This window comes from Parabacteroides sp. Marseille-P3160 (assembly GCF_900162725.1).
GTDB lineage: Bacteria > Bacteroidota > Bacteroidia > Bacteroidales > Tannerellaceae > Marseille-P3160.
This window is the reverse complement of sequence record NZ_LT799418.1, coordinates 2,768,912-2,784,487: the sequence shown is the minus strand read 5'-3', so window position 1 is coordinate 2,784,487 and position 15,576 is coordinate 2,768,912. Positions and strand designations below refer to the sequence as shown.

Genomic DNA, 15,576 nt, shown 5'->3' with positions numbered 1-15,576 from the left:
GATTCTATGGAAACAAGTGAGCTGCTTAAAAAAGTTCGAAAGATTGAAATCAAAACCCGCGGATTGTCGCGTAACATTTTCGCCGGGCAATATCATTCCGCCTTTAAGGGACGGGGGATGGCTTTCAGCGAAGTGCGGGAATACCAATTCGGTGACGACATCCGTGATATAGACTGGAATGTGACAGCCCGCTATAACCGTCCCTACGTGAAGATTTTTGAAGAGGAACGGGAGCTTACGGTGATGTTGATGATCGACGTTTCAGGCAGTAAAGATTTCGGTTCGGCCCGTGTCATGAAAAAGGAGATCATGACGGAAGTGGCGGCTACGTTGGCTTTTTCGGCTATCCAGAATAATGACAAGATCGGCGTGATTTTCTTTTCCGACCGGATTGAAAAATTCATTCCGCCGCAGAAAGGGAAAAAGCACATCCTCTACATTATCCGCGAACTGCTCGACTTCGAGCCCCAAAATAAACAGACCGATATCAGTCAGGCACTAAAATATCTGACAAATGCCATCAAAAAACGTTGTACGACCTTCCTTATTTCCGATTTTATCGATCATAAATCGTACAAAGACGCATTGACGATAGCGAATCGTAAGCATGACGTCGTTGCCATACAGGTTTATGACCACAGGGAAACGGAATTGCCGGCCATCGGCCTGATGAAGATTAAAGATGCGGAAAGCGGCGCCGAACGATGGATCGACAGTTCGTCAGCCCACGTACGGAAAGCTTATCACGATTGGTGGACCAAGCGGCAGTCCGAGATGGCTGATGCATTTAAAAAGAGCAGGGTGGATTCGGTATCTATTCAAACGGAAGACGATTATGTAAGGGCATTAATCTCTCTTTTTGATCAACGTAATTATGTAAATAAATGAAAGGGATAAATATAAACAGCTTGTTGTGGGGATTTATTCTATCGGTTTTTCTTTTTGGAGGGAAGGCGGCCGCACAGAAAACGCTGATAGACGTATCGATTGATTCGGCGGCGATCTTAATCGGAGAACAGACTGTCCTGCATGTTTCGGTAACAACGGATAAAGGGAAAAAGGTTTTACTGACCATTCCGCCGGATACCTTAATGACAGGCGTAGAGGTCTTGTCCTTATCCGCACCCGACACGACGGAAACGGATAACAACCGGTTGATCATCAAGCAGGATATCCTGATTACGTCTTTCGACTCTGCGCTATATCTATTGCCTCCTTTGAAGGTGATCGACCAGGCGGATACGATTTATTCGAAGCAGGTGGCGCTGAAGGTATCTACCCTGCCGGTTCAAGCGGATGCTCCGGATAAATTCTACGATATTAAAGGAGTTTGGCAGCCTCCGTTCGTACTTGCCGATTATTATCCGCTTATTTTCGGCGTTTTGCTGACGCTGTTCCTTATTTGCGTGATTGGTTATATTCTGCAACGGATCCGAAACAAGAAATCGCTGTTGCCTCTTAAAAAAGAAGAACCCAAACTTCCGCCGCATGAGCAGGCTATTAAGGAACTGGAAGAGATAAAGCAGCGGAAACTATGGCAACAGGGGCGTAGTAAAGAATATTATACGGCGATTACAGACACATTGCGTAAATATCTGATAGAACGCTTTGACATAAATGCGCTGGAGATGACTTCCGGAGAAATTATGAATACTCTTCAATCGGAACCGGAAGCGGCTCCTGTATATAATAATCTGAAACAGATTTTACTGTTATCTGATTTCGTGAAGTTTGCAAAAATGAATCCTCTTCCCGATGAAAACGATTTAAGCATGGCAAACGCTTATGAGTTTGTAGAGCGGACCAAACGGATTGAGGCACCTCCGGCTGAAAAGCCCGAACAAACGGAAAAGGAGAAAACGGCAGAAGAATCTAAATTAAAAGAGTAATTGACATGATATTTGCAAATCCTATCTATTTATATCTGCTTCTATTGCTCATCCCTTTGATCGGGTGGTATATATGGAAGCTTCGGAAAAATCAGGCCAGCTTGCAGGTATCTGATACGGCTGCTTTTGATGCGCCGGAAGCTAAATCCTGGAAAGTCTATCTGAGGCATCTGCCGTTTGTTCTGCGTATGATCGCCATTGCGTTGGTTATCGTTATTCTGGCAAGGCCGCAATCGACGGATAATTGGTCGAGTTCGACGACTGAGGGGATAGATATTGTAATGGCTATGGATATTTCGACCAGTATGCTGGCGGAAGATCTGAAGCCGAACCGATTGGAGGCGGCGAAGAACGTCGCAGCTGCATTTATCAACGGCCGCCCGAATGATAATATAGGGTTGGTTATTTTTGCCGGCGAAAGTTTCACGCAATGTCCGTTGACAACTGACCATGCCGTTCTTCTGAATTTGTTTAAGGACATTCAAAGCGGAATGATTGAAGACGGGACAGCGATCGGCTTAGGGCTGGCCAATGCCGTAAGCCGTATTAAAGACAGCCAAGCAAGGTCAAAAGTGATTATCCTGTTGACGGACGGTGTAAATAACAGGGGAGAGATCGCGCCGGTTATGGCGGCGGAAATAGCAAAAACATTCGGCGTCAGGGTTTATACGATTGGCGTGGGAACGCAAGGTGAAGCTCCTTATCCGTTTCCTACTGCTTTCGGTATCAAATACCAGAACATACCGGTAGAGATTGATGAATCGACATTGAAACAGATCGCTACCACAACAGGCGGCCAATATTTCCGTGCAACGGATAACTCCAGCTTAAAAGAAATCTATTCGGAAATTGACCAGTTGGAAAAGACGAAGATCAGCGTACAAGAGTTTAGTAAGAAACAGGAAGAATATAAAAACTGGGCATTGTTGGTTTTTGCACTCTTACTGGTTGAGATTTTGTTGAGAAATACATTATTAAGAAATATTCCATAAAAAAATAGCCTATGTTTCGTTTTGCGCATCCGGAATTTTTATACTTACTTTTCATCCTTCCCGTCTTGCTTTTATTTTATATATCAGCAATTATCGGGAAGAGAAAAGCGCTGAAGAAATACGGCAATCCGGAGATTGTTAAACAATTGATGCCGGAGGTTTCTCCCAAGCGGCAGCATTTGAAATTCTGGCTTCTTACGGGAGCCATCACTTTGGTGATTTTTATTATTGCCGGGCCTCAATTCGGTTCGAAGGTGGAGACGGTAAAAAAACAAGGAGTCGAAATTATGGTTTGCCTGGATGTTTCCAATTCCATGCTGTCCGAAGATATCTCTCCGAATCGTCTGGAAAAGGCAAAACAAATGTTGAGCCGCCTGGTCGAGGGATTCAGGGATGATAAGGTGGGGCTTATTGTTTTTGCCGGTGACGCTTTCACCCAGTTGCCTATTACGTCCGACTATATCTCCGCCAAGATGTTTATGTCCTCTATTAATCCATCTATGGTATCCGTACAGGGTACGGCTATCGGATCGGCGCTTCATTTGGCTACCCGTTCTTTTACGCCCAATGAAACTTCGGGAAAAACTATCATCGTGATAACGGACGGTGAGAATCATGAAGATGATGCGATTAAAGCGGCAGAGGAGGCCATAGAAAAGAATATAACGGTGAATGTGGTCGGAATCGGATTGCCGAAAGGAGCTCCTATTCCTTTGGACGGAAGTAATAACTTCATGAAAGACCAAGCGGGGAATGTAGTAATCACCCAATTGAACGAGACGATGTGTAAGGAAATCGCAACGGCTGGCAAGGGAATGTATGTGCGTGCAGATAATACGAATTCCGCATTAAAAGCCCTTCAGGGGGAAATAGATAAAATGACAAAGGCAGAACTTGAAAGCAAGGTCTATTCGGAATATGACGAACAATTCCAGCTTTTGGCATGGATTGTTCTGGTCGTTCTTATCTTCGAGTTCCTCTTGCTGGATCGTAAGAACAGAATCTTTAGAAAAGTAAAATTATTTTCAGAATAAAATAGTATTGAAGATATGAAAGGGATGCATAAATCAATAATCGGATTGATATTTCTACTTATTTGTTCCACTACCGTTTTTGGGCAGAAGGCGGAGCGAAAGAATATTCGGGAAGGGAATAAATTGTACATCAATAAAAAATTCACCGAATCGGAAATTGCATACCGGAAAAGCATAGAAGTTAATCCGCGCTCGGTAGAAGGAGCTTATAATTTGGGCAATGCCCTTTACCAACAGGGTAAATTCCCAGAGGCTGCCGAACAATACCAACTGGTTGCCTCCCAAGGCAAGCGTTTACTTGAAGAGAAAGCGGAAAACAGAGAGCGTTTGGCACAGGTTTTCCATAATTTGGGAAACATTGGTATGAAGAATAAAGACTATGCAAAGAGTGTAGAAGCATATAGGCAATCGCTGCGCCTAAATTCCAGGGATGATGAAACCCGGTATAATCTTGCCTTGGCTCAGAAATTACTGCAAAACCAGCAACAGGAGCAGGATAAAAGCCAGGACGATAAAAACAAAGATCAGGAGAAAGATCAGAACAAAGACGATAAACAAGAACAGGAACAGCAGCAGCAACAAGATGATAAAAAAGAAAATAAGACCCAACAGGAGCAGCAGCAACAAGAACAGATGAGTAAGGATAATGCTCAACAAATGCTGGATGCATTCTTACAGGATGAAAAGAATACGCAAGAAAAGGTAAAGAAGGCACAAGCAAAGCAACAGCAAAGCCGGAAGACCGATAAACAATGGTAATTTGTTAAATTTGCAAACAGAAATAAATAATATAATGAGAAGATTAATCATTTTATTTATACTAGCACTTTCGACAGGAGCCTACATAAATGCAGATGAAGTCAGCTTTACAGCTTCAGCGCCCAGCGCTGTCGTAACGGGAGAGCAATTCCGTCTGTCGTATACTCTGAATGCCGAAGGAACCGATATCCGTATTCCTGAATTGCCGGATTTCGAAGTATTGATGGGGCCCTCTACCTCCACAGCCTATAGTTCTACTTTTATCAATGGAAAAACGTCAAGTGAAACAACGGTAACCTTTACCTATATCCTGATGCCAAAGAAAGAAGGTACGTTTAATATCGGGCCGGGGAGCATCAAGGTAAAAGGGCGGAACTATACGTCGAATGCACTTGTAATCAAAGTGCTTCCACCGGATAAATCCGGGAATTCCGGTTCACAAGGCAGTGGGAGGGGAGGAAGCGCTTCATCTTCCGGCTCAGTTTCCAGCAATGATGTTTTTGTACGGATGATTGTTTCCAAGCAAAATGTATATGAACAGGAAGGTTTTCTGGTTACATTCAAATTGTATTCAATAGATGGTCAGGTTGTTCCTCAAAACTTTAAATTTCCTGAATTTGACGGATTTTTAGTACAGGAAATAGAATTACCACAAGAGAAACAATGGTCGTTGGAAAATTATAATGGTAGAAATTATCAGTCGGTTGTTCTAAGGCAATGCGTCTTATACCCGCAGCGTTCCGGTAATATTCGTATTGAAAGCGGGCGATTTGATGCCATAATAAGGATACGTACGGAACAGAAGGCGCGAAGCCTTTTTGATGATTTCTTCGGCACCTACCAGGATGTGAAAAAGGTTTTGACAACTACACCGGTCACCATCGATGTAAAACCGCTTCCTGCAGGGAAACCGGCTTCTTTCTCCGGAGCGGTCGGGATTTATTCCATGACATCTACTATAAATACGACCAATCTTAAAACGAATGAAGCCGTTACGCTTAAATTGGCAATCACCGGAAGCGGAAACATAAAATTACTGAAGAATCCGGAAGTCGTATTCCCCAATGATTTTGAGGTTTATGATCCTAAGGTGGATAATAAAATCTCAACAACAGCAGCAGGTACCCAGGGCTCAAAGACGATTGAGTATACGGCAATTCCGCGTTATGCCGGAGATTTTGAAATACCACCCGTCAGCTTTTCCTATTTTGATATAAAATCAGGTACCTATAAAACGATTACGACTCAATCTTATAAGCTACACGTAGAAAAAGGAGTCGGTGGAGAAGGAGGGGGACCTATTGTTTCGAACTTTAGTGATAAGGAACGTGTAAAGTTTTTAGGCAAAGACATTCGTTATCTGAAGGTAAAGGGATTTTCTTTTGTGCCCAATAACGAAATATTTTTCGGTTCATTCATCTATCTGTTCTCTTACATTCTTATCACGATTCTATTTATCGTTTTCTTCATTATTTATAGAAAACAAGTGAAAGAAAATGCAAATATCGCTTTGGTCAGAACCCGGAAGGCGAATAAGATCGCATTGAAACGTTTGAAAAAAGCAGATCAATTATTGCAAGAGAATAAGAAAGAGGAATTTTATGAAGAGATTCTTCGCGCTCTTTGGGGATATTTGAGTGATAAACTGAATATGCCTCAATCCGAACTGACAAAGGATAATATAGAAAATGAGCTGACGAAGTCCGGAATCAACGAAACCTTGATTCATGAATTTATGGATATCCTGAACACCTGTGAATTTGCGCGCTATGCACCCAACCAGGCATCGGATGCGATGGGGAATCTGTTCAAACAAACGGTTGATGCGATTGATAAGATGGAGAATACAATTAAAAAGTAAAAGCGATGAAAACAAATATAGGGAAGATTCTTATTTTACTATTTATCCAATGTCTGTTTTTCCCTGTTTTCGCACAGGAAGAACAAATAAAAGAGGCGGAGAGCGCTTATGCCAAAGAGGATTATTCAAAAGCTATCTCGATTTATGAAGATCTTTTGAAAACCTATGGGAATTCCGCCGAGATTTATTATAATTTGGGAAATGCCTATTACAAAACGAATCAGATTGCTTCTGCTATTTTGAATTATGAACGCGCCTTATTGATGAATCCTGGAGACGGGGATGTGCGTTTCAATATAGAATTAGCCAAACAGAAAACGACTGATAAAATTGAACCGGTAGATGAATTTATATTTGCAAAATGGTTCAAATCGATTCAAAACCTGGTGAGTGCGGATACGTGGGCAACCATCGGAATTATTTGTTTCCTGTCATTTATCGGCTGCCTGATCCTGTTCTTTTTCTCTAAATGGATGCGTTTGAAAAAGGTCGGTTTTTATTTAGGTATCGCCTTTATTCTTCTGACGGTCTTCGCCAATGTCTTTGGCGCGAACCAGAAAAAAGCATTATCCGAGCGGAGGGGGGCTATTATCTTTACTCCGACGGTTACGGTTAAGAGTTCTCCAGATGCCAGTGGGACGGACTTGTTTATCCTCCATGAAGGAACTAAGGTTTTCATAAAAAGTTCTTTAGGAGAGTGGAAAGAAATCGAGCTGGAAGATGGAAATATAGGTTGGATACCTAAAAAAGACGTCGTTATAATTTAAGACTTAATGGCAGAAAAAATATTGGATTATGAAAGAGAGGTCTTTCTTTGGCTGAACGGGAGTGACTCTCCTTATTTCGATCATTTTATGTGGTTATATACCAATAAAATAGTTTGGTTTCCGTTAGCCTTATTTTTCATCTTCCTGCTGATTTACAAAAAGAATTGGAAAGAATGGTGCCTGGTGCTCTTTTCCCTTTTTTTGGTTTTTCTGCTCTGCGACCAGTTTGCATCCGGAGTTTGCAAGCCTTTGTTTGCGCGGTTCCGGCCGACATTTCATCCGGATTTTAAAAACCAGGTAGATATTGTCTTCGGTTACCGGGGAGGACGATACGGTTTTATATCAAGCCACGCCGCCAATGCTTTTGGTTTTGCGGCCTTTACTTCTTTGCTCTTTCGTGATAGGCGGTATACTGTCGCCATTTTTATCTGGAGTACAATTATGGCTTATACGCGGATTTATCTCGGCGTACATTTTATAACTGATGTTATTCCCGGAGCCGTTTTCGGCATTTTGTTCGGCTATTTGGTTTATTTATTCTATCGTTATTCCCGGAAAAAGCTAATAGGTTACGAAGGTGGAACCGCCCTTTATTCCAAAACCCGCATAGACTATATACTTATAGGCATGGGTATTACGCTCATTGCTTTAATTTCATTCAACGCAGCTATCATATCCGTATTAAGATGAGCTCTATTTCATGTATGTCGTAAAGCATGTTTTATTTGATAGAGATTGTTTGTCTCTTATTTATATATTTATTAAGTTAGGGGCATCTAAAAATTAACTATTTAGTAACAATCTAAAATAAATTAGCCATGACAAAGACGATCACTTTTAATGAGCTTCGTAGAATTAAAGACCGATTACCGGACGGAAGTACTCATCGCATAGCCGATGAATTAGGGCTCACAGTTGAAACCGTTCGTAATTATTTTGGAGGGCAAAATTTCAAAGAAGGTAAAAGTTGTGGAGTACACATCGAGCCGGGGCCCGATGGGGGATTGGTAGTGCTTGATGATACAACTATTTTAGAACGTGCGCTGGACATACTTGGCAAGGAAAGCAAAGTATATGAAGGCGCAAAAGCATAATTAAGCTGCACTCGACGTTTTATTTTCAGCTAAAAGATAATCCCGATTAATACAGAGTAGTTAGTCGGGATTTTCTTTTATTAACAGTTAAGTGAACGATAACCAGTCGTAATTTGTTATATTAATACAATATAAAACTATAATACAATGGAAGAGAAACTCGTAACCTTAGCAATTTATACCTTTGAGAAAGCACAGATCCTAAAAACGATATTGGAATCTGAAGGTATAGAGGTTTATATTCATAATGTAAACCAAATACAGCCGGTCATATCGGCTGGTGTTCGCGTAAGAATAAAGGAGAGTGATCTGCCTCATGCACTGAGAGTCCTGGAAGATAGCAAATGGCTGAGTGATGAAAATGTCGTATCCGCCAAGTCTAAAGAAAAGGAAAATCCTAAACGTATCTTAATTCCGATAGACTTTTCGGATTATTCCATGAAAGCTTGTGAAATCGGATTCAATTATGCCAAAGAGGTCGGTGCCGAAGTAATGTTGCTGCATGCTTATTTCAGTCCTTATTTTCCTTCTGCAATGCCCTTGGTTAATGTTGATTACGATATACAAAGCAAGGAGTCCGTTACCAATATTCTGGCAAGAGTCAAAAAAGAGATGCTCCAGATTTGTGAACAGATCAACAATAAAATGGCTTCCGGTGAACTTCCGAAAATAAAATATGATACGATTTTACGGGAAGGTTTACCAGAAGAAGAAGTCATTGAATACAGCGAGGAATATAATCCTATGCTAATTGTGATGGGAACCCGCGGAAAGAGTCAGAAAGATATTGACATGATCGGCAGCGTTACCGGCGAAGTCATCGAAATGTCTAAAAAGCCGATCTTAGCCATTCCAGAGAATACTTCTTTTAAAAATCTGGCAAATGTAAACCATCTGGCTTTTGCAACATCCATGAATCAGAGGGATTTAGTCGTTTTTGATGAGTTCGTTGAACTTATAAAACCCTATAAACATCTACAGATCCATATATTCAATATTTCGACCACACGGAACGAATGGAATGAAATCCGTTTGGCAGGAATCAGCGAGTATTTCAAAAAGCAATATCCGGAATTGAACATATCGCATACCGTATTAGATGACGGTGATTTATTATTGGCCGTAGAAAAGTTCGTACGCGATAAAAATATTGATTTAATTGCATTAAGTACTTATAAGCGAAGTCTGTTTGCACGTATGTTTAATCCCAGTAAAGCACGGAAAATGTTGTTCCATACTAATACCGCTTTATTGACGATTCATCATTAAATGAAATCAAATACTTTGTTTTATAATGAGAATTATGTTTAATAGAAAATAGGGAAAAGTAAAGGGGGCTTCCGAAGAAGCCCCCTTTTTCCAAATCATAGCTCTGGTTTTGGTTAAATAGCTATTGAATGATTTAGATTTTTATTGATTAATTAGAGCTTCGATTTTTTCCAATTGAGGACCCATATTCAAATTGTAATAAATACCTCTCAATGCGGTCAAACAATCTCTATCATCCGGTTTGATCTTGTGTACTTTTTCAAAATAAGGAAGTGCTTTCTTAAATAAGTCTTTAGCTCGAGTCGATTCCTCTTGGTATTTTGCACTGTCGGTAATAGAATTAGCTTCGCCTAGCTTGGTAACACCCTGGTTAAAATAGACACGGCCTAAATCAGCAATAAAGTCTGTATTTTCCGGATCCAATTCATTGGCCTTTATATAATTCTTCTCTGCATTAGGTATATCTTTCAAGCCTGTTTCATAGACTTTACCTAAAACATCGTAAAGAAGCGCATTGGACGGTTCCTTTTGGATGGCTGTATTCAGATAATCGATTGCTTTGTCATTCTGGTTTGAATAAATGTAAATATTTATTAAACTCATTAAATAATACTTCTCTTCAGGAAATTTAGTCAATCCTTCCTGAAGCACCTTTTCTAATCCTACCGTATCTTTCGCTTGTTCATATTCGTAGCAAAGATATTGATATACATCATTTTGTCTGTATGGAAGTTCTTTCGCTTTACTGAGTTCCTCTATAGCCAGTTCACGATTGCCCATCTGGGTTGCTGCAACAGCAGCATAAAATTGAACCTGCATGTAGTTTGAATCTTTTTCTGCAATCTTCTCACCCTGGAAAATCGAATTATTGGAGATCTGCAGGTATTGGTCAAAGAAATTATGCGCTTTCGTATAATCCTTTTGATCAAAATAGTAAGCTCCGCCATTGATGTAATATACATGGTTGGCACTCAGTATACTCTTGATATCCTTCGTATACTTGGGTTTCATTTTCCCCTTTTCATTCGGTTTCTGGTCCAATTCATACGCCTTCAAGAAATAGGGATAAATCTGAATCAACGCTTCATACATAACCGGCTCATTCGGTTTCTGGCCTAATACCTGTTTTGCATTTTCGCTACTAAACTGCTTATCTTCAATGGAACCTGCGACAAACCAAGTCTGTGCATCGTCTTTTGTTTCCGCATTATCCAACGCACCCTTGATCAGAGTGCGAGCTTCATTAAAATCAGGAGTTGAGCCTTTCACTATTCGTTCTGCATCTTTGACCGCCTTTTTCTGAGCGAACGATGCTGTTACTGCCAAACATAAGGCAACCGTAAAAAGTATTCGTTTCATTGCGATTGAAATTTTTGTTAATATTGTCTGTTTAATAAATTAATTTATTCTTCGGGGTTTTCTTCCTTGTTCTCCTCCGGATTTTCAGGATTGATTGCCTCTTCTTCATCCAAATCCGACATCACTTTACAAACTGAGGCAATTTCGTCATTACGTTTTTCCAAATTAATTAGGCGGACGCCTTGCGTCGCACGCCCGATAATATGCAAATCCGCTACTTTCATACGGATGGTGATCCCCGATTTATTAATGATCATCAGGTCGTTTTCATCTGTTACCGTTTTAATGCCGACTAATTTACCTGTTTTTTCGGTTATATTCAAAGTTTTTACGCCTTTTCCTCCTCGATTAGTAATCCGGTAATCATCAATGCTAGACCGTTTACCATAACCTTGCTCCGAAACGACCAAAATAGTTTCTTTTTCCTTGTCTTTAACGCAAACCATTCCAACAACTTCATCCTCCGGATCGTCATCCAAACGCATTCCGATGACTCCTGCTGCCGTACGCCCCATCACACGCACCGCGTTTTCATGGAACCGGATTGCCCGCCCGTTGCGGTTTGCAATCAAGACCTCATTGTTACCATTCGTTAGGCGCACCTGGATCAAACCGTCATCTTCATGCAAAGTAATTGCGTTTACACCGTTCTGGCGTGGACGGGAATAGGCCTCCAGCAATGTCTTTTTAATAACACCTTTCTTAGTACAAAACAATAAATAATGAGAATTGATGAACTCTACATCACTTGTTAAGTTTTTTATACGAATAAATGCATTGACGCTATCTCCTGACTCAATATTTAACAGATTTTGAATAGCCCTTCCCTTGGTGTTCTTGGCTCCTTCCGGTATTTCAAAGACCTTCAGCCAATAACATTTTCCCCTTGCGGTAAAGAACAACATCGTGGCATGCATGGAGGCCGGATAGATATATTCAACAAAATCTTCATCTCTCGTTTCGGAGCCTTTCGCCCCTACTCCGCCCCGCGCCTGGGCGCGAAACTCGCTTAAAGGCGTGCGTTTGATGTAGCCTAAATGGGAAATCGTGATAATCATTTCGTCATCGGCATAGAAATCTTCCGGATTCAATTCTTCCGAAGCGTAAACAATATCTGTCTTACGTTCATCGCCGTATTTATCCTTGATCTCCGCCAATTCGTCCTTAATGACCTGCATGCAAATATCTTCATTTTCCAGAATTTCTTTCAAACGGGCGATCAACTTCTCTATTTCTTCATACTCGGCCCGCAACTTCTCCTGTTCCAGTCCGGTTAACTGGCGGAGACGCATTTCAACAATGGCGCGGGATTGGATCTCTGACAATTGGAAGCGTTCCATCAAACGATTGATAGCATCCTGCGGGTTGGCTGAAGATTTGATGATGGCGATTACTTCGTCGATATTGTCGGACGCGATGATCAACCCCTCCAGGATATGCGCCCTCTCTTCCGCTTTCTTCAACTCGAACCTTGTCCGGCGGGTAACCACTTCCTTGCGGTGTTCCACGAACAACTGGATCATATCCTTCAGATTCAATTGGCGGGGACGGCCGTTGACTAATGCAATATTATTAACGCTGAATGAAGATTGCAGAGCCGTCAGTTTATAAAGCTTATTCAAGACGACATTCGAATTGAAGTCCCGTTTCACGTCTACCACAATACGCATTCCACTGCGGTCCGATTCGTCGTTTACATTAGAAATACCGTCAATTCGTTTCTCATTCACCAGATCGGCTATATATTTAATGAGTTCCGCCTTGTTTACCAAATAAGGGATTTCAGTGATTATGATCTTTTCATGGCTATGATCTGCTTCGATCTCGGCCTTACCCCTGAGGATGATACGTCCCCTACCCGTCTCAAAAGCCTCTTTTACGCCGGCATAACCATAAATAGTCGCTCCCGTAGGGAAATCCGGTGCTTTTACATAGTGCATCAGCCCTTCAACATCGATCTCTCCCTTCGCATCGATATACGCAAGGCAGGCGTCGATGACTTCGCTCATATTATGGGGAGGCATATTAGTCGCCATCCCTACCGCAATACCGGACGCCCCGTTAACCAGCAGATTGGGGATCCGCGTCGGCAAGACGGTCGGTTCTTTCAATGTATCATCAAAGTTCAGTTGGAAATCGACGGTATCTTTATCTATGTCCCGAAGCATCTCTTCGGCTAATTTACTCAACCTCGCTTCCGTGTAACGCATAGCAGCCGGACTGTCGCCATCGACCGATCCGAAGTTTCCCTGCCCATCCACCAAAGGATAGCGTAACGACCACTTTTGCGCCATACGTACCATTGCATAATACACGGACGAATCTCCGTGCGGATGGTATTTACCTAATACCTCACCAACAATTCTTGCAGATTTTTTATAAGGTTTGTCGGATGTATTTCCTAATTCGTTCATACCGAATAATACCCGCCTATGAACCGGTTTAAATCCATCCCTAACATCCGGAAGAGCTCTCGAAACGATGACCGACATTGAATAATCAATGTAGGCCGATTTCATCTCTTCTTCGATGTTAATCTTAATAATTCTGTCTTGATCAACCATTTAGTTCTAAATTTATTACTCTCTATTTTTTTTTACCTGAAAAATTGCACTAATTTACTGCTTTTCGCCCTATTACGAAAGTAAAACGGGCAAAAAAGCGTTTCCACAGATTTATCTTTTTGAAAATAAACTCCGGGATTTGAAAAATGCAGAAAGGGCTATTAATGCTTTATTCATCATTGATATGCCCTTTTGTTTTTGTCTGTCAATCAGATACTAAAAACCGTTTAAGATTCATTCCGTTTGGAAAGTGCAATCCTTTCCGACCTATATCCTCCCCATTGGCAATGATTGATCATAGAAAATGGACGGAAAAGAAAAACGTATCCTTGCTGTTTCGTTTTTTCCAAAATAATCATATATACGATGCGGGATTCATGGGATTTTAAAGATATTCACGTACATTTGTAGCAAAACATTTTAAGCATATTCTAATGAAAACGCAAATTTGTTCGTATTCGATTGTCGTCATGCTTTGTTTAGGTTTATGCATGACCGGTTGCAAGAGAAACGGATCTAAAAAGACTCAGGAGAATGAGGTAACTTTTGACTCGATTACTGTGGATAAAACTGTTCATTTACTTGACAGTTTACAAAATCCGAATTGCAACCTGAAAATAAAATTCACCTATCCTACCCAAATACCGGATGAAAAGCTGCTAAAAAGTGTTCAACAGCAATTTATTGTCAAATGCTTTGGCGAGGCGTACGGCTCATTATCTCCGCAGGAGGCCATAGTTAAGTATACGAACGACTACCTAAGCGAATATAAGGCATTGGAGGACGATTTCAAGAAAGAATTGGAAGCAGCAGAAGGACCCATCAATTCATGGTTTTCCTACTATGAATACTCCGAAAACGAAATCGTATATAACCGTAACAACCTGTTGAGCTATGTAGTTCGCGTCGAAAATTACACCGGAGGAGCGCATGGCTCCCATACTTTGACTAACCAGACGATCGATCTGAAAACCGGTAAACCTCTTGCCGAGGAGGATATTTTCATCGAAGATTACCAGGATGAGTTGGCGAAGATACTGGTGGAGGAAATCGCCTCACAGAATAGCAAAACGGATGCAAAGGAGCTGGAAAACATCGGATTCTTCAGTATTGACGAGATTTATTCGAATAAAAATTTTTATGTCGATGAGAAAGGCTTAGTCTATACATTTAATGAGTATGAGATTGCGGCCTATGCCGTGGGGGCGATCACGGTACAGCTTCCTTTCGAACGGATCAGTCATCTTTTGCGCAAAGAAAGTCCCATTGCATCCCTTGCTTTTTAAAGATGGAAGTCATTCGCCGTTACTATCCGGGGTTGAGCGAAACGCAGCTCGCCCAATTTGCCGCCTTATATGATTTGTATGCCGATTGGAATACGAAGATTAACGTCATATCCAGGAAAGATATAGAGAACCTGTATGTTCACCATGTACTTCACTCCCTTTCGATAGAGAAAATGATCCGTTTCAAGAGCGGTTCCCAAATTTTGGACGTGGGGACGGGAGGAGGTTTTCCGGGTATCCCCTTGGCCATATTCTTCCCGGGTGTTCAGTTTCACTTGATCGACAGTATCAGCAAAAAGATAAAAGTGGTCCAAGAGGTTGTAAATGCCCTAGGGTTGAAGAATGTGACAATGGCGCAATGCCGGATGGAGGAAGAAAAGCAGCTCTATGACTTTGCTGTCAGTCGGGCGGTCATGCCTTTGCCCGAATTGGTGAAGTTGGTTCGTAAAAACATTAAAAAAGAACAACAAAATGCATTACCCAACGGTTTAATTTGTTTAAAGGGAGGTGAATTACAGCATGAACTGCTCCCCTTCCGTAATCGGGTAGTTTCTCTCAATTTGAAGGACTATTATAAAGAAGCATTTTTCGAAACAAAAAAAATAGTGTACCTGCCGCTATGATCAAAATAAAGAAGTTTACATTCAATTACTTTTCCGAAAACACCTATCTGCTATACGATGAGACCGGAGAGGCGGTTTT

The 15,576-nt window shown here is 41.3% G+C and carries 14 protein-coding genes; 12 read left to right on the top strand and 2 right to left on the bottom strand.

Annotation, left to right across the window (positions count from 1 at the left end):
• Nucleotides 1–6: 6 nt before the first annotated feature.
• The 10 genes from BQ8014_RS11075 (at nt 7) to BQ8014_RS11030 (ending at nt 9,665) form a co-directional block, all read left to right on the top strand.
• Nucleotides 7–888, top strand: a complete 882-nt coding sequence (locus BQ8014_RS11075; protein ID WP_080904397.1) for a DUF58 domain-containing protein — start codon at nt 7–9, stop codon at nt 886–888.
• Nucleotides 885–1,889: a hypothetical protein gene (locus BQ8014_RS11070; RefSeq protein ID WP_080904396.1), complete on the top strand. Its 1,005-nt coding sequence runs from the start codon at nt 885–887 to the stop codon at nt 1,887–1,889. The genes BQ8014_RS11075 and BQ8014_RS11070 overlap by 4 nt, the downstream gene beginning before the upstream one ends.
• A gap of 5 nt (nt 1,890–1,894) precedes the next feature.
• Nucleotides 1,895–2,881, top strand: coding sequence for a vWA domain-containing protein (locus tag BQ8014_RS11065; RefSeq protein WP_080904395.1), 987 nt, complete (start codon nt 1,895–1,897; stop codon nt 2,879–2,881).
• 11 nt (nt 2,882–2,892) lie between these two features.
• Complete coding sequence (locus BQ8014_RS11060) at nt 2,893–3,915, top strand: VWA domain-containing protein (RefSeq protein ID WP_080904394.1); 1,023 nt, start codon at nt 2,893–2,895, stop codon at nt 3,913–3,915.
• A gap of 15 nt (nt 3,916–3,930) precedes the next feature.
• Nucleotides 3,931–4,674, top strand: coding sequence for a tetratricopeptide repeat protein (locus BQ8014_RS11055; RefSeq protein WP_080904393.1), 744 nt, complete (start codon nt 3,931–3,933; stop codon nt 4,672–4,674).
• Between the two features lie 34 nt (nt 4,675–4,708).
• Complete coding sequence (locus tag BQ8014_RS11050) at nt 4,709–6,535, top strand: BatD family protein (protein ID WP_080904392.1); 1,827 nt, start codon at nt 4,709–4,711, stop codon at nt 6,533–6,535.
• 5 nt (nt 6,536–6,540) lie between these two features.
• A complete protein-coding gene (locus BQ8014_RS11045) occupies nt 6,541–7,302 on the top strand; it encodes a tetratricopeptide repeat protein (protein ID WP_080904391.1) in 762 nt (253 codons plus the stop codon).
• Between the two features lie 6 nt (nt 7,303–7,308).
• A complete protein-coding gene (locus BQ8014_RS11040; RefSeq protein ID WP_080904390.1) occupies nt 7,309–7,992 on the top strand; it encodes a phosphatase PAP2 family protein in 684 nt (227 codons plus the stop codon).
• Nucleotides 7,993–8,120: 128 nt separating this feature from the next.
• Nucleotides 8,121–8,396, top strand: coding sequence for a DNA-binding protein (locus BQ8014_RS11035; protein WP_080904389.1), 276 nt, complete (start codon nt 8,121–8,123; stop codon nt 8,394–8,396).
• Nucleotides 8,397–8,543: 147 nt separating this feature from the next.
• A complete protein-coding gene (locus BQ8014_RS11030; RefSeq protein WP_080904388.1) occupies nt 8,544–9,665 on the top strand; it encodes a universal stress protein in 1,122 nt (373 codons plus the stop codon).
• 141 nt (nt 9,666–9,806) lie between these two features.
• Here the strand turns inward: BQ8014_RS11030 and BQ8014_RS11025 are convergent, their stop codons facing one another.
• Together BQ8014_RS11025 and gyrA are read right to left on the bottom strand one after the other, a co-directional pair.
• Nucleotides 9,807–11,024, bottom strand: coding sequence for a tetratricopeptide repeat protein (locus tag BQ8014_RS11025; RefSeq protein ID WP_080904387.1), 1,218 nt, complete (start codon nt 11,022–11,024; stop codon nt 9,807–9,809).
• A gap of 44 nt (nt 11,025–11,068) precedes the next feature.
• Complete coding sequence (gene gyrA / locus BQ8014_RS11020; protein ID WP_080904386.1) at nt 11,069–13,588, bottom strand: DNA gyrase subunit A; 2,520 nt, start codon at nt 13,586–13,588, stop codon at nt 11,069–11,071.
• A gap of 434 nt (nt 13,589–14,022) precedes the next feature.
• Here gyrA and BQ8014_RS11015 point away from each other — a divergent pair, with 434 nt between their 5' ends.
• Together BQ8014_RS11015 and rsmG are read left to right on the top strand one after the other, a co-directional pair.
• Nucleotides 14,023–14,874: a DUF3298 and DUF4163 domain-containing protein gene (locus BQ8014_RS11015; RefSeq protein ID WP_080904385.1), complete on the top strand. Its 852-nt coding sequence runs from the start codon at nt 14,023–14,025 to the stop codon at nt 14,872–14,874.
• A gap of 2 nt (nt 14,875–14,876) precedes the next feature.
• Nucleotides 14,877–15,497: a 16S rRNA (guanine(527)-N(7))-methyltransferase RsmG gene (gene rsmG / locus BQ8014_RS11010; RefSeq protein ID WP_080904384.1), complete on the top strand. Its 621-nt coding sequence runs from the start codon at nt 14,877–14,879 to the stop codon at nt 15,495–15,497.
• Nucleotides 15,498–15,576: the final 79 nt, after the last annotated feature.